28 protein-coding genes and 2 tRNA genes are annotated in these 22,880 nt (G+C 64.4%); 4 read left to right on the forward strand and 26 right to left on the reverse strand.

Annotated features, from left to right (window positions below):
• Positions 1–168: 168 nt before the first annotated feature.
• The gene (locus FXB41_RS16190; RefSeq protein WP_007597540.1) at positions 169–669 is read right to left on the reverse strand and encodes a hypothetical protein; all 501 of its coding nucleotides are present in this window, start codon (positions 667–669) and stop codon (positions 169–171) included.
• A 378-nt stretch (positions 670–1,047) separates the two neighbouring features.
• Here FXB41_RS16190 and FXB41_RS16195 point away from each other — a divergent pair, with 378 nt between their 5' ends.
• The gene (locus FXB41_RS16195; RefSeq protein ID WP_219682451.1) at positions 1,048–2,190 is read left to right on the forward strand and encodes a helix-turn-helix transcriptional regulator; all 1,143 of its coding nucleotides are present in this window, start codon (positions 1,048–1,050) and stop codon (positions 2,188–2,190) included.
• A 13-nt stretch (positions 2,191–2,203) separates the two neighbouring features.
• On the opposite strand, the gene FXB41_RS16200 is transcribed toward FXB41_RS16195, so the two are convergent.
• The 10 genes from FXB41_RS16200 to FXB41_RS16245 all read right to left on the reverse strand — a co-directional run bounded on the left by FXB41_RS16200 (position 2,204) and on the right by FXB41_RS16245 (position 8,575).
• A complete protein-coding gene (locus FXB41_RS16200) occupies positions 2,204–2,449 on the reverse strand; it encodes a hypothetical protein (RefSeq protein ID WP_219682452.1) in 246 nt (81 codons plus the stop codon).
• Between the two features lie 185 nt (positions 2,450–2,634).
• Positions 2,635–2,710: transfer RNA gene (locus FXB41_RS16205), tRNA-Phe, on the reverse strand.
• Positions 2,711–2,895: 185 nt separating this feature from the next.
• Positions 2,896–3,078: a DNA gyrase inhibitor YacG gene (gene yacG / locus FXB41_RS16210; RefSeq protein ID WP_007597555.1), complete on the reverse strand. Its 183-nt coding sequence runs from the start codon at positions 3,076–3,078 to the stop codon at positions 2,896–2,898.
• A gap of 155 nt (positions 3,079–3,233) precedes the next feature.
• Positions 3,234–3,863 (reverse strand): Maf-like protein, encoded by a 630-nt coding sequence (locus FXB41_RS16215; RefSeq protein ID WP_007597557.1) that lies wholly within the window; start codon positions 3,861–3,863, stop codon positions 3,234–3,236.
• A 155-nt stretch (positions 3,864–4,018) separates the two neighbouring features.
• Positions 4,019–4,486, reverse strand: coding sequence for an arsenate-mycothiol transferase ArsC (locus FXB41_RS16220; protein WP_219682453.1), 468 nt, complete (start codon positions 4,484–4,486; stop codon positions 4,019–4,021).
• Positions 4,487–4,491: 5 nt separating this feature from the next.
• Entirely contained in the window at positions 4,492–4,989 is a 498-nt protein-coding gene (locus FXB41_RS16225; RefSeq protein WP_018453111.1) for a UPF0262 family protein, read from the reverse strand.
• Entirely contained in the window at positions 4,986–6,281 is a 1,296-nt protein-coding gene (gene hisD / locus FXB41_RS16230; RefSeq protein ID WP_035993721.1) for a histidinol dehydrogenase, read from the reverse strand. Before hisD ends, FXB41_RS16225 begins: the two co-directional genes overlap by 4 nt.
• A gap of 152 nt (positions 6,282–6,433) precedes the next feature.
• Positions 6,434–6,871 carry a DUF2948 family protein gene (locus FXB41_RS16235; RefSeq protein ID WP_007597561.1) on the reverse strand — a complete coding sequence of 146 codons (438 nt, stop codon included), beginning with the start codon at positions 6,869–6,871 and terminating at the stop codon, positions 6,434–6,436.
• Positions 6,872–6,959: 88 nt separating this feature from the next.
• Complete coding sequence (locus tag FXB41_RS16240; RefSeq protein WP_219682454.1) at positions 6,960–7,610, reverse strand: NAD(P)H-binding protein; 651 nt, start codon at positions 7,608–7,610, stop codon at positions 6,960–6,962.
• 26 nt (positions 7,611–7,636) lie between these two features.
• Positions 7,637–8,575, reverse strand: a complete 939-nt coding sequence (locus tag FXB41_RS16245) for an SDR family oxidoreductase (RefSeq protein WP_219682455.1) — start codon at positions 8,573–8,575, stop codon at positions 7,637–7,639.
• Positions 8,576–8,658: 83 nt separating this feature from the next.
• Between FXB41_RS16245 and FXB41_RS16250 the strand changes: the two genes are divergently transcribed.
• Positions 8,659–9,312: a TetR/AcrR family transcriptional regulator gene (locus FXB41_RS16250; RefSeq protein WP_219682456.1), complete on the forward strand. Its 654-nt coding sequence runs from the start codon at positions 8,659–8,661 to the stop codon at positions 9,310–9,312.
• 6 nt (positions 9,313–9,318) lie between these two features.
• Here the strand turns inward: FXB41_RS16250 and FXB41_RS16255 are convergent, their stop codons facing one another.
• The 5 genes from FXB41_RS16255 to FXB41_RS16275 all read right to left on the reverse strand — a co-directional run bounded on the left by FXB41_RS16255 (position 9,319) and on the right by FXB41_RS16275 (position 13,421).
• Positions 9,319–10,143, reverse strand: coding sequence for an alpha/beta fold hydrolase (locus FXB41_RS16255; protein ID WP_219682457.1), 825 nt, complete (start codon positions 10,141–10,143; stop codon positions 9,319–9,321).
• Between the two features lie 19 nt (positions 10,144–10,162).
• The gene (locus tag FXB41_RS16260; RefSeq protein WP_219682458.1) at positions 10,163–10,672 is read right to left on the reverse strand and encodes a hypothetical protein; all 510 of its coding nucleotides are present in this window, start codon (positions 10,670–10,672) and stop codon (positions 10,163–10,165) included.
• Between the two features lie 277 nt (positions 10,673–10,949).
• The gene (locus FXB41_RS16265) at positions 10,950–11,258 is read right to left on the reverse strand and encodes an EthD family reductase (RefSeq protein ID WP_007597575.1); all 309 of its coding nucleotides are present in this window, start codon (positions 11,256–11,258) and stop codon (positions 10,950–10,952) included.
• 216 nt (positions 11,259–11,474) lie between these two features.
• Positions 11,475–13,181 carry an FAD-dependent oxidoreductase gene (locus FXB41_RS16270; RefSeq protein WP_219682525.1) on the reverse strand — a complete coding sequence of 569 codons (1,707 nt, stop codon included), beginning with the start codon at positions 13,179–13,181 and terminating at the stop codon, positions 11,475–11,477.
• Positions 13,182–13,208: 27 nt separating this feature from the next.
• Positions 13,209–13,421: a hypothetical protein gene (locus tag FXB41_RS16275; protein WP_219682459.1), complete on the reverse strand. Its 213-nt coding sequence runs from the start codon at positions 13,419–13,421 to the stop codon at positions 13,209–13,211.
• Between the two features lie 315 nt (positions 13,422–13,736).
• Between FXB41_RS16275 and FXB41_RS16280 the strand changes: the two genes are divergently transcribed.
• Positions 13,737–13,811 (forward strand) — tRNA-Thr (locus FXB41_RS16280).
• A gap of 730 nt (positions 13,812–14,541) precedes the next feature.
• Here FXB41_RS16280 and FXB41_RS16285 read toward each other — a convergent pair.
• From FXB41_RS16285 to FXB41_RS16300, 4 genes are all read right to left on the reverse strand, one after another.
• Complete coding sequence (locus FXB41_RS16285) at positions 14,542–14,832, reverse strand: hypothetical protein (RefSeq protein ID WP_219682460.1); 291 nt, start codon at positions 14,830–14,832, stop codon at positions 14,542–14,544.
• 99 nt (positions 14,833–14,931) lie between these two features.
• Positions 14,932–15,396 carry a Crp/Fnr family transcriptional regulator gene (locus tag FXB41_RS16290; protein WP_219682461.1) on the reverse strand — a complete coding sequence of 155 codons (465 nt, stop codon included), beginning with the start codon at positions 15,394–15,396 and terminating at the stop codon, positions 14,932–14,934.
• 172 nt (positions 15,397–15,568) lie between these two features.
• Positions 15,569–16,201 carry a ferric reductase-like transmembrane domain-containing protein gene (locus tag FXB41_RS16295; protein ID WP_219682462.1) on the reverse strand — a complete coding sequence of 211 codons (633 nt, stop codon included), beginning with the start codon at positions 16,199–16,201 and terminating at the stop codon, positions 15,569–15,571.
• Positions 16,202–16,212: 11 nt separating this feature from the next.
• The gene (locus FXB41_RS16300) at positions 16,213–16,716 is read right to left on the reverse strand and encodes a peptidase associated/transthyretin-like domain-containing protein (protein ID WP_219682463.1); all 504 of its coding nucleotides are present in this window, start codon (positions 16,714–16,716) and stop codon (positions 16,213–16,215) included.
• 283 nt (positions 16,717–16,999) lie between these two features.
• Here FXB41_RS16300 and FXB41_RS16305 point away from each other — a divergent pair, with 283 nt between their 5' ends.
• Positions 17,000–17,995 carry an LLM class flavin-dependent oxidoreductase gene (locus tag FXB41_RS16305; protein ID WP_035995312.1) on the forward strand — a complete coding sequence of 332 codons (996 nt, stop codon included), beginning with the start codon at positions 17,000–17,002 and terminating at the stop codon, positions 17,993–17,995.
• A gap of 234 nt (positions 17,996–18,229) precedes the next feature.
• Here the strand turns inward: FXB41_RS16305 and FXB41_RS16310 are convergent, their stop codons facing one another.
• From FXB41_RS16310 to FXB41_RS16335, 6 genes are read right to left on the reverse strand one after another with little or no spacing between them, the layout of a single operon-like run.
• Positions 18,230–19,105 (reverse strand): amidohydrolase family protein, encoded by an 876-nt coding sequence (locus FXB41_RS16310; RefSeq protein WP_219682464.1) that lies wholly within the window; start codon positions 19,103–19,105, stop codon positions 18,230–18,232.
• A gap of 12 nt (positions 19,106–19,117) precedes the next feature.
• Positions 19,118–19,510 carry a RidA family protein gene (locus FXB41_RS16315; RefSeq protein ID WP_219682465.1) on the reverse strand — a complete coding sequence of 131 codons (393 nt, stop codon included), beginning with the start codon at positions 19,508–19,510 and terminating at the stop codon, positions 19,118–19,120.
• Positions 19,511–19,535: 25 nt separating this feature from the next.
• The gene (gene hpaH / locus FXB41_RS16320) at positions 19,536–20,339 is read right to left on the reverse strand and encodes a 2-oxo-hept-4-ene-1,7-dioate hydratase (protein ID WP_219682466.1); all 804 of its coding nucleotides are present in this window, start codon (positions 20,337–20,339) and stop codon (positions 19,536–19,538) included.
• A gap of 3 nt (positions 20,340–20,342) precedes the next feature.
• Positions 20,343–21,203 (reverse strand): fumarylacetoacetate hydrolase family protein, encoded by an 861-nt coding sequence (locus FXB41_RS16325; protein WP_219682467.1) that lies wholly within the window; start codon positions 21,201–21,203, stop codon positions 20,343–20,345.
• A gap of 43 nt (positions 21,204–21,246) precedes the next feature.
• Positions 21,247–21,864 (reverse strand): flavin reductase family protein, encoded by a 618-nt coding sequence (locus tag FXB41_RS16330; protein ID WP_219682468.1) that lies wholly within the window; start codon positions 21,862–21,864, stop codon positions 21,247–21,249.
• A gap of 3 nt (positions 21,865–21,867) precedes the next feature.
• A complete protein-coding gene (locus tag FXB41_RS16335; RefSeq protein ID WP_219682469.1) occupies positions 21,868–22,833 on the reverse strand; it encodes a Bug family tripartite tricarboxylate transporter substrate binding protein in 966 nt (321 codons plus the stop codon).
• Positions 22,834–22,880: the final 47 nt, after the last annotated feature.

A 22,880-nucleotide genomic window follows, 5' to 3' on the forward strand; every position in this document is an offset into this window, starting at 1 on the left:
CACAATCGCGAATGGACATAGGGGCCACGCGCAGACGATCCATGACGCGAGCCACCTGACAACAGGCTGGACTGACCGGCTGGAATGATATGTGTCGTCAATCACGCGCTGATCGTCGACCCGCTTGCGACTTGCCTCGTGCAATCGGAGGAGAGGCCATCCGCACTGCTACTTCAACGCAAGGCTGCTGCAATATGCCGAGGTCTCGCCGGAGCGCCAGCCGGTGATCCGTCCTGCTTCCTTGCACTCGTCATAGGTCTTGTAGTTAGCGACGTTACGGCACGTGAACGAATAGACGCCACCCGAAACGTTGCAACCAACCCAGGGCTTGTCGCCCGTCTTGAAGCTCGATTGACAACCGCCGACGCAGCTGCCCGTGGCAGCGGCGAGCTTGGCAAGCTTCGCGGCGTCCGAGTTCGGCGCCAGTGACGCCGTCGAAGCGGCTGACGTGCGCGATGCGGTCCCGCGAGCTGTCGCGTGATGCGCTGGCCGGTGTGGCCGCGCCATATGCTTCGGCGCATCGACCGTGACGCCGGGAAGCTGGGTGTCGGCGGCGGTCGTGGTGGGCGTCGGTTGCGACATCGCGGTGCCGCCGAGGGCGCACAGGAGCAGTGCGATCGATGAGATGGCGACAGCGGGACGCGTACCGAAGCGTGATGACAACGTCATGGCCATGTCCTTCCAGATGCGGGGAGGGTCAATTCCGTCCCGAGGGCCAGGATATCACGCCCTGATCCAGGTTGCATGGAGAGGAACCATGCAACTTGACACGGCCTGCCGACGCGCTCCGCATCGCATCTGCCGCAGTTTTGAGCAGGCATCGAGCAGAACAGACACTCGACTTAGCGGCAGCAAAGCACGAGCGCGAAATGCGTCGCGGCCGCCAACAAGCCACTCCAAGCATTTGGGTTCGGTGTTCCCGTTTGCGCCCCCGAATCGCGGTGATAGGATCGCTGCCTCGGGATTGTGAAATACGTCATAGGCGATGAAGCCACTCCTAAACTAGCTTTCAAGTGACGTCCGCTATTTTCAAGTGAGTGGTTTGGAATGCACCAGGCTTCGGTCGAGAAGTTCTCGGACCTCATCGGCAGTATCTATGATTGTGTGATCGCGCCGGAACGCTGGACCGAAGTTCTGGATGAGATCTGCGCCGAGTTCGGCTTTGCCACCGGCGCGCTCTCGGTCGCCAGCCTCACCAATATGAAGGCCGTCGTCAATGCGGTCTCCGGGTCCGACCTGGCCCAGATGGCCCAGAACGGGGTCGGCTACGGCGCCGACATCATCGAGCTCTGGGGCGGCGCCGAGCGCATTCAGCAGTATCCGCTCGGCGAGCCGATCGTTCAATCCGAAGCCGTCCGGTCGGAGATCATTTCCAGCAACCGCTATTATCGCGAATGGGCCCTGCCCAAGGGCTTGTTCGACGCCGTTGCCGTCGGCCTCGTACGCGACAGGACGATGGTTGGAAATGCGATATTCAGCCAGCATGAGTCGGCAGGCCGCATTGACGATGTGCAGGTCGACGGATTGCGCCTTCTGGCGCCTCACATCCGCCGCGCCGTGACGATCAGCAATCTGTTCGACATGAAGGCGGTGGAGGCCAACACATTCGCGGCGACGGTGGAGGCCCTGACGGTGGGCGTCGTCCTGGCCGACGAGGATTCGAAGATCGTTCACGCCAACGCCGCAGCCGCGGCGATGCTCGCGGCCGGCGATCCGATCATGGCAAGGCATGGCAGGATCGCGGTTCAATCCGCGGCGACCACGGCCACATTGCAATCGGCCGTCGCGCAGGCGGCAAAGGACGAGACGAAGCTCGGGCAAAAAGGCATCGGCATCCCGATCCCTCGCCAAGGCGGTGACGCTCTCGTCATTCACGTTCTGCCGTTGCGACGCAGCCACACGCGATCCGGCCTGATCCAAAGCGCCGCTGCCGCCGTGTTCGTGACGTCAGCCTCCGGGCCGCCGCGATTGCCTCACGATGCGCTCAACCAGCTCTATGACCTGACGCCGGCCGAAATTCGCATCTTCGAGCTCATCTGCGAGGGACACACACGAGACGCGATCTCGGCCTTGCTCGGCGTTTCCGTCAGCACCGTGAAGAGCCACCTCATTCACGTCTTCGAAAAGACGGGCTGCCGGCGCCAGGTCGATCTGGTCAGGCTCGCGAAATCGCTGACGTTCCCGGTGTAACAGAAGACCGCGCTCAAGCCGCTTCCGACGTTGATCGCGCACGCTGCTCGAGCACGCCGATCGTCGAGACCAAATTGTCGCGTCGCGCGCGAAGATTAAGCGCAAGAAGCGGGTATGTCGGCTGCAGCACGTCAAACACCCCTGCTCTCGCCTCTTCCTCGAGAATGTCTGTGTTCATGAGCCGAACGCGCCACCACAAATCGGCGACCAACGCATCGAGCCGGAGTTCGCCAGCATCAGAACGGGACACTTCCTGCATCACTTGCCTCAACCTGAAACGGCCTCTCTTCCAAGGCCAGACTTTGGTCCTGGCTGAGCAAGCAGAGTGCCAGCAATGGGCGGGCGCGATCTGGTTCCGGAACGGATTGCTGCGCGAGCGGGCTGGTCAAGACCTGGCGCTCAAGGCTTGGCGCTGGGGAAGATGTTGCCCGTGGCGAGCGAAAATGGTGCCCAGGGGCGGAATCGAACCACCGACACTGCGATTTTCAGTCGCATGCTCTACCAACTGAGCTACCTGGGCGTGCTCCAAAGAGGGGCCAAAGCCCATCGAGCGGGCGGTTTATAGTGGGCTGAAGGCTGCCTGTCCACCCGGCTTCACCAAGAGGCTTCGCCGGGCGCGGCCCGGCTGTGCACAAGGTCGGGCGGGCTTGCTGGAGCTGGCGTGCTGCGCGGGCATCATTCACTTAGAATGTTGATATTACTTGTTTATTCTTCTCCATCCGCCTCGTCATCCCGGCCGGGGATGACGTAGGAGCCTTTCAGCCAGCGGTTCAGATCGACGTCGCGGCAGCGCGAGGAGCAGAACGGGCGGGTGGCCTCGGACTGCGGCTTGCCGCAGATCGGGCAGGTTTTGAGGGGGCTTGCGGGCTTTTTCACCTGGTCGTCCATAGGGTGCTCAGCTTGCACGAGGTGAGAGAGTTCAAGAGCCTGTCGCCAAAGGGGTTCCTCCGGCGGAAGTGCAGGCGTTCCGGCCAGATTCCCGCGGGGCAATTCTACTGTGCATGGGGTTGTTTTCGCGATTTTTACAGGAGCGGCTTGTCGGCTCAGACGGCGGTGGCATTGAGCCAGCCGAAGCGGATCGGGAAACCTTCGCCGCCGAGCAGCGTGGTGGTCTCGTAGAGCGGCAGGCCGACCACGTTGGTGTAGGACCCCACCATCTTGACCACGAACGACCCCGCGATGCCCTGCACGGCGTAGCCGCCGGCTTTGCCGCGCCATTCGCCGGAGCCGATATAGGCCTGGATGTCGTCCTCCGAGAGGCGCTTGAAGCGGACGCGGGTCTCGACCAGGCGCTGGCGGAAGGCCTCGCGCGGCGTCACCAGGGTGATTGCGGTGTAGACGCGGTGGTTGCGGCCCGACAGCAGCCGCAGGCACTGCGCGGCCTCGTCGACGAGATTGGCCTTGGGCAGGATGCGGCGGCCGACCGCCACCACCGTGTCGGCGGAGAGGATGAAGGCGCCGCGCAGCTCGTCGTCGAGCTGCACCGATTTGAGCGCCGCATCCGCCTTGGCCCGCGCGAGCCGGTTGGCGCAGGCGCGCGGCAGCTCGCCCCGCTTCGGCGTCTCGTCGACGTCGGCGGGCCGGAGCGCGTCCGGCTCGATGCCGGCCTGGTTGAGCAGCGACAGGCGCCGCGGCGAACCGGAGGCGAGAACGAATTTGGGGCGGCCGAGCATCAGGTGATTTGGGGAATGAAGCAGGGGTGAATTGCGCGCGGAACCTATCGGACGGGGGCTGATTTCACAACCCGGGAACCCGGACTTTACTGATTCGACGGGTACAGGATGCGTGTGCCCGCAGTCTGTGACGCGGGTGTTACGGGCGCCGAATGCTACCCGTTCGCCGCGCCCACCTTCGAAAACCGCCGGCGGATGCGCAGCAGGAGCTGGTCGCAGACGTCACGGTAAGCCGCCAACTTCTGGTCGCGGCTGCCTTCCATGGTGGTGGGATCAAGCGTCGGCCAATACTCGACGTCGGCGGCAAGCGTGCGGGTCAGCTCCAGCGCCTTGTGATGCGCCTCCGGCGACAGCGTGATGATCAGGTCGAAATTCAGCCCCTCCCAATCCTCCAGCTCCTCGAAGGTCTGCGGCTTGTGGGTGGAGATGTCCTGGCCGAGCTCGGCCATCACGGACACCGCGAACGGATCGAGCTCGCCGCGCCTGGCGCCGGCCGACTTCACGTAGAGGCCTTGCGGAAACATGTGCCGCAGCAGGCTCTCCGCCATCGGCGAGCGCACGCTGTTCATGGCGCATGCGAACAGCACCGATTGCGGATCGCGTGCGCGTGGCGGACCCGCCATCGCGCTTAACCCTTCCAGTGCAGGACAGTAATGAGCGTGAACAGCCGGCGCGAGGTCTCGAAATCGACCCGCACCTTGCCCTTCAGCCGCTCCTGCAGCGTGCGCGAGCCCTCGTCATGGATGCCGCGGCGGCCCATATCGATGGCCTCGATCTTGTCCGGCGTCGCGGTGCGGATCGCCTGGTAGTAGCTGTCGCAGATCATGAAATAGTCCTTCACGATCCGCCGGAACGGCGTCAGCGACAACAGATGTGCGACCACGGGCGTGCCGTCCTCACGGCGGATGTCGAACATCAGGCGGCTGCCGGTGATGCCGATATGCAGCGTGAACGGCCCCTTCCCGTCGGCGCCCTCCGGCGCGAACAGGTTCTGTTCAATCAAATCGTAGATCGCGATCGCGCGCTCATGCTCGATGTCGGGGCCGGAACGGCCGATCGAGTCCTCGTCGAGCGTGACGCCGACGATGCGATTGGTCGAGTCGTCCTGTTCGGGCGGCTGGGTCATGACAGGTTGAGGCGCAATCCAATCGAGCGCGAATGGGCATCTAGCCCCTCCGCCTTGCCGAGAATCATCGCGGCCGGACCGAGCGCACGCAGCTGATCCGGGCCGCATTTCAGGATCGAGGTGCGCTTGAGGAAATCGTGCACCGAGAGCCCCGACGAGAATCGTGCCGAGCGCGCCGTCGGCAGCACGTGGTTGGAGCCGCCGACGTAATCGCCAATCGCCTCCGGCGTGTGCGGCCCGAGGAACACGGCGCCTGCGTTGCGGATCCTTGCGGCGAGCGCGTCGGGATCATGCGTCATGATCTCGAGATGCTCGGCGGCAATCGCATCCGCGAGCGGAATGGCGTCATTGAGGCTCTGCACCATGATGATGGCGCCGAAATCGGCCCACGAGGCGCTGGCGATCGCAGCGCGCGGCAGCGTCTTCAACTGCGCCTCGACGGCCTTTTCGACGTCGGCGGCAAGGCGCGCGGAATCGGTAATCAGGATCGACTGCGCGCTGGAATCGTGCTCGGCCTGTGCCAGCAGGTCGGCGGCAATCCAGTCGGCATTGCCGGTGTCATCGGCGATGACAAGCACCTCCGAGGGACCGGCGATCATGTCGATCCCGACCTTGCCGAACACCAGCCGCTTTGCCGCGGCGACATACGCGTTGCCGGGTCCGACGATCTTGGCGACGGGCGCGATCGTCGCGGTGCCATGCGCGAGCGCGGCAACCGCCTGCGCACCGCCGACGCGATAGATCTCGGTGACGCCGCCAAGCTTTGCTGCCGCCAGGACCAGCGGGTTGAGCTTGCCGTCGGGCGAGGGCACCACCATGACGAGGCGCGCTACGCCCGCGACCTTTGCCGGCACCGCATTCATCAGCACCGAAGACGGATAGGCTGCAGTGCCGCCGGGCACGTAGAGGCCGGCGGATTCGATCGCGGTGTAGCGCCAGCCGAGCTCGACGCCGAGCGAATCGGTGAAACGCTCGTCCTTCGGCAGTTGCCGGCTGTGATAGGTCTCGATGCGATCGCGCGCGAGCTTGAGCGCATCCAGGGTCGCTGCGTCGCAGGCTTTCACCGCGGCCTCGATCTCGGCGGCGGTGACGCGCAGGCCGGATGCATTGAGCGTCAACCGGTCGAACTTTGCCGTGGCCTCGAGCAGGGCGGCATCGCCCCGCTTCGCCACGTCGTCGACGATCGCTCGCGCGGCCGCCTCGACGTCGGCCGAGGCCTCGCGCTTGGCGGCGAGGAAGGCCCCGAATCGCTGGTCAAAATCGGCGCTGCTGCGGTCGAGACGAACGGGCATCTTGGCTTCTAACTGGTTTTTGGGGGCGCGGTTTGGCTCACCAGGCCCCTGCTCAATGGCGCGGCGGGGAAGCTGCGTCAACCCTTGGGCCGGGCCGTTCCCCTCCGGCGTCGTCCTGGCGAAAGCGGAATGCGTGGCCTTGGCATGCCACTTCACCCCTCCCCTTCAGCCTCCAACCCCGCTCCCAGCTGATCCGCCCCCAGATCAGTCAGTTCGCATTCCAGGCATTCGACGTCGAGGCGGATGGCGCCGCCTTGGGCAAACAGGAGCAGCGCGCTCCCGCCGGGGGCGTCCTGGCCGTGGAATTCGATGCCGACGAGGTCCAGGACAGTGTCCGGCGCGTCGAGGTCGATGTTGCGCGACTTGCAGGCGAGCACGCGGTCGAAACGGAGGGCCGCCACCAGCCTGCGCGGCTCGGCCTCGCCGTCCAGTGTCTGCTCCCAGTCCAACCGGCTCATGCCGACGACCAGCCGCTTTTCGCTTTGCCGCCAGATGATGTCCGAGGGCTGCACGCGGGCGTCCTGGACGTGGGCCGAGATCACGGAGAGGTCGTCGGCGTCGAGTGCGATCAGTTTGAGCTGGGGAGACATCGACGGCGCTTTCTGCTTCGGGCGGACAGGGCTCAACGCGCGCGGGCGGCGAAATTTCCCTAGAACTAACGCCCCACTGGACTAGAGGCTATTGATCCTCCATCTCCAGCACCTTTCGCGGATACCCCTCCCGCGCGACCCGGATCATCGCGCGGCCGATCTGCTCCGTCGAGGTGACGAGCCGCGGCGAGACCCGGCGCAGTACCGACCACAGTGGCCAACTTGCTGCATACACGGCCTGCACCCACGCGGTCTTGGAGCGGGCACCGTGGAGCGGTTGGATTGCACCGGGGCGGAACATGTAGGCCGCCTTGAACGGCAGCTTGAGCAGATCGTTCTCGGTCTTGCCCTTGATCCGCGCCCACATCCGCGAACCCTGCTCGGTGGAATCGGTGCCGGCGCCCGTGACATAGACGAATGTCATCTGCGGATTGAGCCGTGCCAGCGCGGTCGCCGCTGCGAGCGTGAGGTCATAGGTGAGATGGCGGTAGCGCTCCTCGCTCATGCCGATCGAGGAGACGCCGAGGCAGAAGAAGCAGGCATCGAAGCCGGTGAGCTGCGCTTCGATCGCCGAGTAGTCCGTGAAATCGCCGTGCGTGATCTCCGTGAGCTTGGCGTGGCGGACGCCGGTCGGGCTGCGGCCGACCACGAGCACGCGATCGATGCCGGCATCGATCAGGCATTCGCGCAAGACGCCCTGCCCGACCATGCCGGTCGCGCCGAAGATGATGATCTGCATCGGGACCTCCCCGACAGGCTCGCGGCTCATGCGGCGGCCGCGATCTCGTCGAAGGATATACCGGTCAACGTCGCCGAAACATCCCACAGCATGGCTGACGAGGCGAAATCCTTTGCATGCGGCATGACCTTCGCCGGCCGCGGCGGCCCTTTCAATTCGAAGAACCAGTTGGGACCATAGTAGCCGCCCGGCTCTGCTGCCGGCGAGGTCGCCGCCAACAAAGTCGGCAGCGCGCCTTCCGCGGCAGACTGGCTGATGAAGGGCTGCAGCCACCGGCTCACACGCCACTGGAACGTGTTCGCACCCGGACCGTTCGAAATCAGATCGGTCCGCGCGTAGCCGGGATGTGCGGCAAGGCTCGTCAGACCCCAGCCTGCGGCGAGGCTGCGGCGCTGCAATTCCAGCGAAAACATCAGCATCGCCAGCTTGGACTGGCAATAAGCCCGCCACGGACGATAGGAATGCTTAGCCTGCAGATCGTCGAAATTGATCGCCCCGGAGCGGTGCGCAAGGCTCGAGAGGTTGACGACCCGAGCCGCCTTCGCCCGGCGAAGCTGCGGCAACAGCCGCGCCGTCAGCGCGTAATGACCGAGATAGTTGGTGCCGAGCTGCATCTCGAAACGATCCGCCGTCTGCTGCCGCTTTGGCAGCGCCATCACGCCGGCATTGTTGACGAGCAGGTCGATCTGCTCGTTGCTGGCGGCGAAGCGCCTGGTAAAATCGGCGACGGAAGCGAGGCTGGCGAGGTCGAGATGCTCGTAGGCGATCAGCGCATTGGGAAAGCGCTCGCAAATGCCCTCGATCGCGCGCAGGCCCTTTGCCTCGTTGCGTCCGGTGAGTATGACAATGGCACCGGCGCCCGCCAGCGCCATCGCCGTCTCGTAGCCGAGGCCGCCCGTCGCTCCGGTCACGACGGCAGTCTTGCCGCTGAGGGAGGGGATGTCTGCCGTGGTCCAGTCGGTCATGCCATAGCTCCGTCGGGGCTGGGAAAGGCCCCGCGACGGGTCTAAATGTGCACTGGGTGCAACTTTGCAAGTGGTGAAGTGATTTGAAGCTTTCGAAAGTCGCCGGGAAATCAGTCAACAGGCGCACCAAGCCATTGCCGGCAGGAGCAAAATCCGCCGATGGCACCGGCCTGCGGCAGCGCAAATTGCAAGCGACCCGCGAGCGGTTGACCCGCGCCGCGATGGCGCTATTCCTGGAGCGCGGTTTCGAGGCCACGACCATCGACGATATTGCGGCCGCGGCGGACGTGTCGCGACGCAGCTTCTTCCATTATTTCGCCTCGAAAGAGGACGTGGTCGCGGCTTGGCAGGAAGGCGCCGCCGCCGCGCTGGTCGCGGAGGTCGTGGCGCGGCCGGCGGGCGAAACCATGCTGACGGCGGCGGAGAACGCGATCGCGGCGGCGCTCAAGCGGATCGATCCGGCGGAGGCTGCGGCCATGTCGCGGCTCAAGCGCGATAATCCCGCGCTTCGGGCGCGCGACCAACTCAAATACGAGAAGCTCGAGCGGGCGCTGGCCGAAGGGCTCGCCCAGCGCGCCAGAACCAAATCGGACCAGCTGAAGGCGCGGCTCGTCGCCATGATCGCCACCGGCGCGATGCGCGTCGGCGGCGAGAGCTGGATCGCCGGAGGAGCGCGGGAGAAGCCGGAAGCTTTCGTCAAGCGCACCTTCGACGCGATCAGGGCAATCTTGGCGTGAGGCCGCTCACTCCTTGAAGAACGCCAGCAGGTCGGCGTTGATGGTCTCGGCGTGCGTCGTCGGCATGCCGTGCGGGAAACCCTTGTAGGTCTTCAGCATGCCGTTCTTGAGCAGCTTGGCCGACAGCGGCGCGGAATCGGCGTAGGGCACGATCTGGTCATCGTCGCCGTGCATCACCAGCACCGGCACGGTGATCTTCTTCAAATCCTCGGTGAAGTCGGTCTGCGAGAACGCGACGATGCCGTCGTAATGGGCCTTCGCGCCGCCCATCATGCCCTGGCGCCACCAGTTCTGGATCACCGCTTCCGACGGCTTTGCGCCGGGACGGTTGTAGCCATAGAAGGGACCGGCCGCGATGTCGCGGTAGAAGCTGGAACGGCCGGCAGCGAGTTGCACCTGGAAATCGTCGAACACGCTCTTCGGCAGGCCGCCGGGATTGGCCTCCGTCTTCACCATCAGCGGCGGCACCGCGGAGAGGATCGCGGCCTTCGCCACCCGGCTCTCGCCGTGGCGCGCGATGTAATGCACTACTTCGCCGCCACCGGTGGAGTGGCCGACATGGATTGCGTTCTTGAGATCGAGATGCGCCGTTACGGCCGCGAGATCATCGGCATAATGATCCATGTCGTGGCCGTCGGCGACCTGCGACGAACGGCCATGGCCGCGACGGTCATGCGCGATGACGCGATAGCCGTGCGTCACGAAGAACATCATCTGCGCGTCCCAGTCGTCGGCCGACAGCGGCCAGCCGTGGCTGAACACGATCGGCTGGCCCGAGCCCCAGTCCTTGTAGAATATCTCGACGCCGTCCTCGGTGGTGATGGTGGGCATTACTAGGCTCCTTGAATGATCAGGCGAACGCCATCGGCTTGAAGCGGCGCCAGGCGCCGATGGTGAGCACCACGAAGAAAACCAGCACGAGGCCCTGCACCACGGCGAACACGGGACCTCCCGGTGGATTTGGTGCCACGGCAGGTGCGAGCGCGGCGAGCGCCGGCACCTTCAGGAACGACTGGATTACCAGCACGAAGACGTTGAAATACAGCGAGATCATCGCGGTCACGATGTAAACCGGACGCCAGATGCCAGAGAGCTTCATGCCGTAGATCGCGAGACAGGCGATCGCGAGCAGGACCAGCGAGATGATGCCGATGATATGCGACGGCAGCAGCTCCTTCAACGGAAACAGGAAGCCGGTGGCGCTGGTGAGGATCGTGAACAGCAGGAAGATCGCGGTGAGGCCCGGCATCGGCTTCGAGCCGAGCAGGCCGAACATCACGACGAGGCCGGCGACGATGCCGATCAGGCTGATGATGACATGAACCAGCGTGAAGGCGGGCAAGCTCAACCCAAGAACCATGACATCTCTCCTACTCTCTGCATCGAGTTCGGGATTGATATTACGGTCCTCATCGGATTGCCACACGCGCTGGTGTCACACATGCGTGCGCAGCCATGCGTCATCGTGCGAATCGAAAAACGCATGGCTGAATTTTTTGCAACGCTGTCACGAACGACGACAGTTTGTAGTGCGTAGCCCGGATGGAGCGATAGCGTAATCCGGGATTTTCGCATGCAAATGCAGTGGCCCCGGATTACGCTGCGCTCCATCCGGGCTACACGACGAAAGTCGCGGCTCATACTTCCTTGGTATCGAAGATCAACAGGTCGGCGCCGCCAGTGGCGAATTTCGGCACGTCGCCGGCGGCCGCCTTGCCTGCTTCGCTGCCGAAAGCCGACTGGATGGCGGCGACGTTGTCGAAGGTGAGAATGGCGACGAGGTGAATTCCGGAAGGTCCGGCGGGGGAGCCGACCGTGCCCGTGCTCACGGCGTACTTCTTCAAGCCGGGAAGTTTCTTGGCGAGCGGAATGTGGGTCTCGGCATAATGCTTGTCGAAAGCGGCAGCATCCTTGGGCGTCTTGTAGAGCACGACGAGTTCGGCCATTTAGTCCTCCCATATAAATTTGTTCTGTTAGATCCTCATGGTGAGGAGCGTGCGAAGCACGCGTCTCGAACCATGAAGGCCCGGCTTTGGCAGCTGGGCCTTCATCCTTCGAGACGCGGCCTGCGGCCGCTCCTCAGGATGAGGGGAGATAGTCACGCATCAGCCGGCGAGATGGCAAGTCACATTCGCCTTGCCATCTGCTTGTGGTCTACTTGACTAAAGCGCCGGTTTTGCGGCGTCGCCGAGGAAGCCGTGCAGGGAGGCAACGACCTGCGCGCCTTCGCCGATGGCGCCGCCGACGCGCTTGACCGACCCGGAGCGGACATCGCCGACGGCGTAGACGCCGGGCACCGAGGTCTCCAGCGGCGCCACCAGCCGGCCCTGGTTCTGCTCGGACTGCGCGCCTGTGACGACGAAGCCGCCGCGATCGAGCGTCACGCCGCAGCCGTCGAGCCAGCTGGTGGCGGGATCGGCGCCGACAAACAGGAAGAGATTGCGGATGTCGGCAAAATCCTCGTCGCTCGAGAGCCGGCTCTTCCAGCGGATGCGCCGCAGCAGCGAGGCCTCGTCGCCTTCGAGCGCCGTGATCTCGGTGTTGAACATCAGTTCGATGTTCGGCGTGGCTTCGATGCGCTCGATGAGATAACGCGACATGCTGGCGCCAAGACCGCCGCCGCGGATGATCATCAGCACTTTTTTGGCGTGCCCCGAGAGGAACACGGCGGCCTGTCCCGCGGAGTTGCCGGCACCGACCAGCGCGACCTCCTCGCCGGCGCACAGCTTCGCCTCGACCGGCGAGGCCCAATACCAGACGCCGCGGCCTTCGAATTTATCGAGGTTCTCGATGTCGGGCCGGCGATAGCGCGCGCCGCTGGCGACCACCACCGCGCGCGAATGCAGCGGGTCGCAGCCGTCAAGCGCCACCGAAAACGCGCCGTCCTTGCGCGTGCAGTCGAGCGACTTCACCGTGACCGGGATCATGATCTCCGCGCCGAACTTTTGCGCCTGGTTGAAGGCGCGCGCGGTCAGGGCCTGGCCGGAAATGCCGGTCGGAAAGCCCAGATAGTTTTCGATCCGCGCGCTGGCGCCGGCCTGGCCGCCGAAGGCGCGGGTGTCGAGCACGGCGACCGAGAGGCCTTCTGACGCGGCATACACGGCGGTAGCGAGCCCGGCCGGCCCGGAGCCGACGATCGCGACGTCGTAGATGCGGTCGTTGCGCGGGCCGCCGATCATGCCGATCGCGCGCGCAAGCTCGGTTTCGCCGGGATTGCGCAGCACCGCACCATCGGGGGTGACGACCAGCGGCCAGTCGTCCGGCTTGGGCGAATAACGCGCGATGACATCGGCGGCGTCGCGATCGCGCGCGGGATCGAGCAGATGATGCGGCTGACCGTTGCGGGTGAGGAAGCCCTGCAACCGCACCACGCCTGCCGAATGCGACGGACCGATCAGCACCACGCCGCCAACGCCGCCCTGGAGCAGATTGACCCGGCGCAGAATCAGCGCGCGCATGATGCGCTCGCCGAGTTCAGCCTCGGCGACCAGCAGCGCGCGCAGCCGCTCCGGCGGCAACAGCAACGTCTCGACATCGCCTTCGGCGCGGCCGTCGACCAGCGCCGGCCGTCCCGAGAGCTGGCTCAACTCGGCCAAAAATTGCCCCGGCCCCTGGTCGATCAACGGGGTGACATGGCCAAGGCCGTCGCGCTGGGTGATGGCGACGTGGCCCTTCAGCACGACGAACATGCCCGGCCCGGGCTTGCCGGTCTCGAACAGGAATTCCCCATCGGCGTAGTTGCGGACCTCACCGAAATGCCTCATCCGCTCGATCTCGGCTGATGTCAGCGCCGGAAAGGTCTGCTCAGGGCGGGTGAACCGCGACATCTGCGCGTCACCGTCGGGTCGTTGCTGCTCGTCCTGCCCCATTGCCACGGCCATGCACTCCAAAAAATTCTAGTCGCCGGTCTTGTCGGCTATCTTGCCGGCGGTCCCCTCATTTAGGGAATCATCTTCGTTCTGCGAGGGGCCGCCACTTGCGGCCCGTTCGCGCGCCTGCATCCTTCGCCGCTTCAGGTTTTCGCGCAGCGCCGATTTGAGCCGGTCGTCGCGGGACGCCCTCGCCTGTCTGGAGTCCTGCTTCGTGCTCTTGTCGTTCTGGTCTGCCATCGAGGTCCATTACAGCGATCGGCGATAACATGCCCGAGGAATAAGGCAGCTCAAGAGGGCCGCGCGATCCGATCGTGCGAAAATCGAAATGGATCGAATCCGGCGCATCGGGCAACTGGCCAGTTGGGTGGGGATATCGGAACCGAATCCGCGGAAAGTCGGCCGTTTCGAGCCAAAACAGGCATTTTGGCCCCGATATCGACCCGATTTTATCGCTTTGGCGGAGCTAGCAAGCTTGCACAGGAGGGGGGCTTGTGGCAGATATCGGCCCGCTTGGTAGGCCCCTCGTGGCGGCCGATTCTTACCCCAGCACATGCTGCCGTAGCTCAGTGGTAGAGCACTCCATTGGTAATGGAGAGGTCGACAGTTCAATCCTGTCTGGCAGCACCATTCCCTCGCTCAAATCGCACATGAAGCAGCCTTCTCGCGGCACCAAATGCCCGAGTTTTGCTTTTTTCGTAGCCCTCCTCTGTGAAGAGGGCGCAGGGAAGACCGGGTGCCGGCTGGCACCCGCGGTCCGCTGCGCAAAGATGTAGCGCAAAGAGACCGCACAGCAGCATACAGGTGACGCCGAACACTCGGCCTTCCCTGCGCAGTGGGTTGACGGCTTATGCCGCGCTCTCCCCGGCGACGAGTTCCTTTTTGTCACCGTCGCCTTGCGAATTGACGATGGACAAAGACCCGGTAGAGCCCCGATCCATCTCCGCAAGGCTTGACCGTAGCAACGACGGCCAGGACCACACGATTTTGCCGTACGCAGCGATCCGGCTTCGCCAAGAGGCTTCGCCGGACACGTCCTGCTTCGCCCAAAAGGACTTCGCAGGGCGTTGGCGCCGTTCGTCCGCACGCTAGACAAGACCTCACGAGGTTCATCTCGCCCTGGTCCCCGCCTTCGTGCCCGACGCTGCCGCGTCCACCACCCCCCGATCCACGTTCGTTACGACGGACGATCGCCCCTCTCCCTGGACCGGGATGGCGGATTGATACTGCGATTCCGAATTTCGGTAAAGTGGAATATTTTTGTGAGAGGGGATTGACGGGATTTTGCGGAAGGTGGGTGTTTTGTCCGACGGGTCAGATTGGCATGACCGACGCTAGCCTTAGGCGGCCATGGCGGGCGTTATTGGGAATCGTCTTCATCTGATGCGAGTACAGCGCGAACAACGTCGCCCAGGTTTATGCTGAGGCGCGCTCTCGCTTCATTTTCGTCTTCAGCATGCACCACGTATGACGCTTTCGGCAGAACGATGGTGAGAACTCTTACGACGGCTCCTAGTTCTGCTTCTTGTTCATCGCTAAACGGATCGTTGACTGAAGCCAATTTCTTCATTCTCTCGAAGATACCGGGAGTGTGGTCCTCTAAGGCAGCAACGGCTTCCTGTATCTGCTCGTCGGTATAGAACGTGCCCATGAAAACATCTCAGCTCGTAGGATGGGTAGAGCGCAGCAAAACCCATCGAGGCCTCGTTCGGTGACGAAATATGATGGGTTTCGCAGTGCTCTACCCATCCTACGCACTGTGCCCGGTAAACCGATCATCAGACCGGCGAAGCCGTCGGCATAGCTCGCGATTAATGTTTTGCAGGACGATCACATAGGCATGGATATCGGCCTTGTAGCAGGCGTAGAGCTTTTGGGCCGTCAGCTCGTACAGCACCGTCGGACTCTCCGCGATCACCGTGGCGGAACGATTCTGCATTTCGATCAGCGTCATCTCGCCGAAGAAATCGCCGGGCTCCAGAACGGAGATCGGGATCACGCGCCCCGCATTCGCCCGTTTGCTCACCGCCAGCCGGCCGGATTTGACGATGAACAGCGAGCGTCCGGGCTCGCCCTCCGTCACGACGGTTGCTCCGGTATCAAATCGGCACTCGACCAGCATCGACATCAGGAGGTCGAGACTTTGATCCGGGATACCGCCGAAGAACGGTGTGGCGAGCAGGAATGCTTTCAGGTCGGGGACACTGACGGCCATTGCGGAAGGTTACGCCCGGTCGCTGACTGCGGCAAGCGGGCTAGCCTGCTCCGTCATTGCGAGCGTAGCGAAGCAATCCAGAATCTTTCCGCGGAGGGACTCTGGATTGCTTCGTCGCAAGTGCTCCTCGCAATGACGAGTTGAGAGAGCTTCGCCTCTTGAGCCCAGTGAGCTACTGCCGCGCGACACTTTCCCCCCGCAGCGTCCTTCGCTTTCGCCACACTTGCAGGTCAATCATGACCTTCACGGTTGCCACGAGGATCAACACGCACAGCACCGCCTTCGAGATCGTCTCCATCGTCCCCTCGATCAGCAGGCAATGCGCCACACTGCCTGCGACGATGACGATCGCGAGGGGAATGTGGACGATGCGCCAGGTGCGCAGCCGCAGTCCCAGGCGGCGGCGCAACGCGGCCAGGACCGCAACGATGAAGATGGCCCACATCGCGGTCACGCCGAAGGGGGAGAACGGCGTCGGTGAGGTATAGGTCAGGGCGTCGATCATATCGGGCGGACTGGTGATCCAGAGGCCGGCGACGTGGATCACCACCGCCAGAGCGAGCGCGCCGCCGATCCAGCGATGGGCGCGCCGGCCGCGATAGGCCGACAGGCCCGGCAAATATCCGCCGATTAGCAGGGGCTGAGCGAGCACGAGACCGAGCGCGACGATGCCCGCGAAGCCGGCGAGGATGTAGAGCGGGCCGCGCCATGCGAGTTGCTCGCTTGTTGCGGCGGCGGCGATCGGCACGCCGATGGCCAAGGCAAGGGCGACCCAGATCAGGGGCGCCGATCGCCACCCTTTCATTCGCAATGCGGTCAGGCCGGCTGCAGCACGAAATGCGCTTCCAGGCTGGTTTCCTTTGGGCTCCGCATCACCGGCCGCAGGAAGACGGTTTTGAACTCGCCGCTGTCATAGGCGAGATGGCCATGCGGCTGGCCGAAGATGGGAATGATCTGCGGCATCTCGAGCCGGAACTTGCCGTCCTTGTCGGTGAGCGTGGCGCCATGACTCTGCGGCTCGTGCTCTTGTCCCTCGGTGGTGTGCGCCCAGATCTGGATGCGCTGGCTTGCGAGCGGCGCGCCGTCGCCGGCGCGGCGCACGGTGCCGCTCATCCAGAAGCCGCCCTTGCCGATCCGCTCCACGATCGCTGCGCCCTTGCGGTAATTGTTCGCGCCGCCCGACATCGTCTCGGTCGGCGCGAGCCCGTCCGCGCGGGCGGCCGGCAGCAGGCCGGAAACGCCGGTTGCCAAAATCCCGGTGGCGAGGGCCGAGCCGCCAGCGGCGAGGAGGTTGCGGCGATTGAGTAGGACCGTGGTCATGTCGGTTCCTCCTGCAACGGAGCAGTAGCTCCCGCCATGGTACAACAACAGACGCGAGACGCCCAGTTGAGAGGAGGGGTGGAACGGGGCGCGATGACGGTGTTGTGAATGGGGTTTAGGCCGCTCGAACAGCTTCGTAGGATGGGTAGAGCGAAGCGAAACCCATCGAGCCTTGTTCGATGAAGACGCATGATGGGTTTCGCTGCGCTCTACCCATCCTACGCGCCGACACTACATGTATTCTCAGCCGCCGCGCGTCATCCTCCTCCACTTCGGTACCGAAATGATCCCCTTCTCCGTGCTCGACCTCGCGCCCATCCGCCAGGGTGGCGACGCGTCACAAGCGTTCCGCAATTCGCTCGATCTCGCCCGGCACGCCGAAGGTTGGGGCTACAAACGGTTCTGGCTGGCCGAGCATCATAACATGACGGGCATCGCGAGCGCGGCGACGTCGGTGGTGATCGGGCATGTCGCGGGCGGCACCAAAACCATCCGCGTTGGCTCCGGCGGGATCATGCTGCCGAACCATTCACCGCTGGTCATCGCCGAGCAGTTCGGCACGCTGGCCTCGCTCTTTCCCGGGCGGATCGATCTTGGGCTCGGCAGGGCGCCGGGCACCGACCAGTTCACCGCACGCGCGCTGCGCCGCGATCTCGCCACCAGCTCCGAGAATTTTCCGCAGGACGTGCTGGAGTTGCAGGCGCTGCTCGGCGACGTCAAGCCGAACCAGACCATCCGCGCCGTGCCGGGCATGGGGACGAAGGTGCCGCTGTGGATCCTGGGATCCAGCACCTTTGGCGCGCAGCTCGCAGGCATGCTCGGTCTGCCGTTCGCGTTCGCCTCGCATTTCGCGCCGCAGATGATGATGCCGGCGCTGCGCGAGTATCGCGCGCGGTTCGAGCCGTCGGCGCAGCTGGACAAGCCCTATGCAATGGTCGGCGTCAACGTGTTCGCCGCCGATAGCGAGGCGGACGCGCAACGCATGTTCTCCTCGCTGCAGCAGCAGTTCATCAATCTTCGCCGCGGCACGCCCGGCCCGCTGCCGCCACCGGTCGACGACATGGACGCGCTGTGGTCGCCGGCGGAAAAGGCCATGGTCGGGCAGTCGCTGTCCTGCTCGGCGGTCGGCTCGCCTGACATGGTCGAAGCGAAGCTGAAGGCGCTGATCGCCGATACCGGCGCGGACGAACTGATGACCACGGGCCAGATCTACGATCACGCTGCGCGACTGCACTCGTTCGAGATCGCGGCTGGGGTAAGGGATCGGCTGGCGGGGTGAGCGCAGAGTTTGTCGCCCGACAAAGGTGCGTTCCCTCCCCCCTTGTGGGGGAGGGCTAGGGAGGGGGGTAGCCCAGGAAAAGGTGCTGGTTGTAGATGATGCGCTCAGGGCCGGTGCGCGAAGGAAAGAATCCCCGCGTGGCACCCCCCTCCCTGCCCCTCCCCCACAAGGGGGGAGGGAACGGAGAGAGCGGTATTCGCGGTTAAACTCGACTCGGCTTCAGCTCATCTCGCCCTAATCCGGAAAGCCGAACAGCTTGGCCGGATTGTGCACCAAAATCTTCTCCAGCTCCGCCTGGTCGGGCGCGTAGCGGTACATCAGCTCGAGCAGATCGGCGTCGTTGGGCGGCTGCTTGACCGAGACCGGATGCGGCCAGTCGCTGGCCCAGACGCAGCGGTCGACTGCGGCCTCGATATAGGCGCGCGCGATCGGGATGACGTCGTCGTAAGGCGCACCGCGCTTCGAGGTCTTCTCGCCGAGCGACAGCATCACCCAGAAATTGCCCTTGGCGAGCAGTTCGAGCATCTTGCGCAAATTCGGATCGTTCCTGCCGGCTTCCGGATCGGGACGCGCCATGTGGTCGATCAGCACGGGCACGTCGAGATTCTCGTATTTGGCGACGCTGGAAACGATGCCGTCCTTCTCGGGCTGGATCTTGACGTACCAGCCGAGCTCGCGGATGCGCGCAATCGCGCGGGCGAAATCGGCATCCGACAGCACGGCGCCGAGCTCCTGGCGGAAGCTGAAGCGCGCGCCGCGGACACCTGCATCATGCAGCTTGGCGAGATAAGCGTCGTTCGCCTCCGCGAACACCAGCGCGTTGGCGCAGCCGCGATAGTTCGGGCCCATCGCGGCGAGACCATCAAGCACGACGGCATGATCGGCGCCGTAGGTCGTGGTCTGCACGATGATGCCGCGCTCGATGCCGAGCGTCTTGTGCACGCGCAGCGCCGCTTCCCAGGTCGCGGTCGGCATCCGATAGGCCGCGCCGGGACGTTCCGGATATTTGTCGATGGGGCCGAGCACGTGAAACTGGCTGTCGACGGTTTTGGGCGGCGGCGCCTTGACCGGGCGGCGCGGGTTCGGGTCGAACGGCAGATAGGTCGGCATACGCAAACTCCTTTAGTCGATCATTGCGGTGAAGTCGCACTGCACCAGTGCGCCGCCGTCCATGTTGTCCATCGGCAGCGCGTGGCGCGCCGGACGCGAATGCTCGTCCGGAAACATCTTCAGCCACTCGACGTTGACGGGCCCGCGCTGCGTACGGTCCTTCAACCACACGGTCATCTTGATGATGTCGTCGGTGGTGCCGCCGGCGGCCTCGACCGTGGCCTTCATATGCGCGAACATGTTGGCACATTGCGCGTCGAGACTCTCAGGCATCGCGCCGGCCGCATCGCGGCCGAGGATGACGCCCGACATCACGAGATTGCCGATGCGGCAAGCGTTCGGAATCGGATTGGCGTGCTTGAAGCCGCCGATATGGATGCTCTTGCGCCGCGTGTGACCGGTCATGATGCGCTCCCTCTTTGGTGTGGGTTCAGACGAACTGGCACGACACCGAGCCGAACGCGCCGTAGTCGGCATGAAACGTGTCGCCGCGGCGGATATCGACCGGACGCGTGAACGACCCCGCCAGCACCACCTCGCCGGCGGCGAGATGCTCGTCATGCGGCGCGAGGCGGTTGGCGAGCCAGGCGATGCCGTTGGCGGGATGATTGAGCACGCCGGCCGCAAGCCCGGTCTCCTCGACCTCGCCGTTGCGGAACAACAGCGCGCCGATCCAGCGCATGTCCGCGTCCATCGGGCGGAACGGCCGGCCGCCGAGCACCAGCGCGGCATTCGCCGCGTTGTCCGAGATCGTGTCCATCACCTTTCGCGCCTTGCCGGTGTCGGTATCGACGCGGTGCATGCGCGTCTCCAGGATCTCCAGCGCCGGGGTGACGTAGTCGGTGGCGTTGAGCACGTCGAAGATGGTGCAATCCGGCCCGCGCAGCGGCGCCTTCAGCACGAAGGCGAGCTCGACCTCGATGCGCGGCGCGTGAAAACGGTCGAACGGAATCGGCGTGGCATCGGCATAGAACATGTCGGCGAACAGCACGCCGTAATCCGGCTCGGAAATGCCGACCGCGTTCTGCATCGCCTTCGAGGTCAGGCCGATCTTGTGGCCCTTGATAACCCGGCCGCGTCCGAGCTGGAGTTTTGTCCAGGCGCGCTGAACGGCATAGGCATCCTCGATGCTGAAATCGGGATAGTCTTTGGTGAACATCGTGATCAGCGTCTTGGTGCGCTCGGCCTCGTCAAGGCGCGCGGCAAGGCGTTCGATCGTGGCGGTATCCAGCATGGTTTAACTCTCCGCCGCGACGGTGTTGCGCAGCACGCCAATGCGGCTGGATTCGACCTCGACGACATCGCCGACTTTCAGCCAGCGCGGCGGGTCGAAGCGGGCGCCGGCGCCGGTCGGCGTGCCTGTCACGATCACGTCGCCGGGCTTCAGGGTGGCGAAGGTGGAGAGATAGGAGATCAGAAAATCGAACGGAAACATCAGCCGCTCGGTGGTGTCCTGCTGCCGCACCTCGCCGTTGACGCGCGTGACGATATCGTGCGGCCCGCGCGGGTCGAGCTCGTCCGACGTGACGATCCACGGACCGATGCTGCCGGAGCGATCGAAATTCTTGCCCTGCGTGACGTTGAACTTGCCGTGGCGCAGCCAGTCGCGGATCGTGCCCTCGTTGCACAGCGTCATGCCGAAGATGTGCGACCAGGCCTTCTCGCGCGGAATGTGACGGCCGCCCTGCCCGATCACGATGACGAGCTCGCCTTCGTAGTCGAGCTGGTCCGAGACTTTGGGCTTCTCCAGCGGCTGACCGGAGCCCGTCATCGAGGACATGCTGCGCACGAACAGGCTGGGATATTTGGGCAGGTCGGAGCTGTCTTTATACTCGGCATTGCGCTCGGCATAATTGACGCCGATGCACCAGAGCTTTTCCGGCGCCAGCACCGGCGGAAGCAGCACGAGCTCGTCGAGCGCATAATCCGGCTTTTGTCCGGCGACGGCTTCCTGCGCGTCGGCCAGCGCATTGGCTGCGATCAGCGCCCTCAAATCGGAGAAGTCGCGGCCGACCCGCCGGGTCAGGTCGACGACACCGCCTTCGATGGCGGCACCGTAGCGCGGCTCTCCGTCCAGGAGATAGCTTAGGAGTCGCATGGTCGTTCTCCAATGGTCTTGAGGTGCTGCCGGGGCAGCGCGCTCAGTCTTTCGATTTGGGAGTCTGGAACACGCCGCGCAGCGTCACGATCTCGCCGAGACGGGCGTAGCGCGGCCCGCCGATGCGCGCGATCGGGTCGAGCGCGGCAGTCTCGACCTTGCCGTCGTTCACCAGGCCGTCGCGGATGTGGAACATCACGACCTCGCCGACGATGAGGCGGCTGCGGGCGTCGCCGAATTCGAGGCACTGCCGGAAGCGGCATTCCATCGCAACGGGTGCAATGCTGAGCCGCGGCACCTTGATGCGCTCGCTCGCGATCGTCTCGAGTCCGAGCTCCGCGACCTCGCTGATCTCAGGCGGATGCTCGACCGACGAGTCGTGCACGGCCTGCATCAGCGGAGTATCGGCGATGTGGATGACGTATTCCTCGGTGTCGAGGATGTTGTGCGCGGTGTCCTTGTAGTCGGCGCCCTTGCGGCCGACGCTGATGGCCAGCATCGGGGGCTTCTGCGAGACGAAGGTGAAGGCGCTGAACGGCGCGAGGTTGAGCACGCCTGCGCGGGACAGGCTCGTCACCCATGCGATCGGACGCGGCACCACGATGCCGGTCATCAGCCGGTAGATCCGCTCGGCGCCGAACTCGGCGGGGTCGATCCGCATCGATCAATCCGCCTTGATGTTGGCCTTGCGCACGATCGGAATCCATTTGGCGTCCTCGCGCTCGAGATAGGCCCTGAATTCATCGGGCGTCATCGCGACGGCTTCTCCGCCGAGCTTCTCGAACTTGTCGACCACGGCGGGGTCCTTCAGGATCGCGGTCAACGCGTCGTGCAGCTTGTCGATCACGGGCGCCGGCGTGCCTGCCGGTGCGAACAGGCCGGTGAAGGTCTGGCCGTCAAAATCCTTGTAGCCGAGCTCGGCAAACGTCGGGACATCGGGCAGCGACTTCAGGCGGTGCGGGCTGGTGACGGCCAGCGCCCGGAACAGGCCGGCCTTGATGTGCTGCAGGCTGACCGTGAGCTGGTCGAACGCGAACTGTACCTGGCCGCCCAAGAGATCGTTGACCGCAGGCGCATTGCCGCGATAGTGCGCGGTGACCCATTGCAGGTCGAGGCTGGACTGCATCAGCTCACTGAGCAGATGGTTGGTGGTGCCGGGACCGGGCGAGGCCATCGTCAACTTGCCCGGCTCGCGCTTGGCAAGGTCGATGAATTCCTTGAAATTCGTCGCCTGCACCGACGGATGCACCTCGAGCACCAGCGGCGTCATCGAGATCGTCGTAATCGGCAGGAAGTCCTTCTTCCAGCTGTAGACGTCGCGCTTGTTGATTTCGGTCGCGAACAGCACCGGGCCGTTGGCGCCGACGAACAGCGTGTAGCCGTCGGGCGCGGATTTCGCGAAAGCCTCGCCCGCGATCATGCCGCCGGCGCCCGCCTTGTTCTCGATGATGAAGGGCTGGCCAAGCTTTTCCTGGAGCTTGTCGGCGATGATGCGCGCGGCGCTGTCGACATTGCCGCCGGCCGGATAGGGCACGATCAGCTTGACGTTGCGCGACGGCCATTGCTGGCCGGACGCCGGTCCCGCCAGCATCGCCGCTGCGGCAGCTATGGCAATCCAGATTAATCTCATGTTAACCTCCCGGCGGCGCTTCCAATTTTACGTCGATTTGCCTGACG

Source organism: Bradyrhizobium canariense (genome assembly GCF_019402665.1).
Lineage (GTDB): Bacteria > Pseudomonadota > Alphaproteobacteria > Rhizobiales > Xanthobacteraceae > Bradyrhizobium > Bradyrhizobium canariense.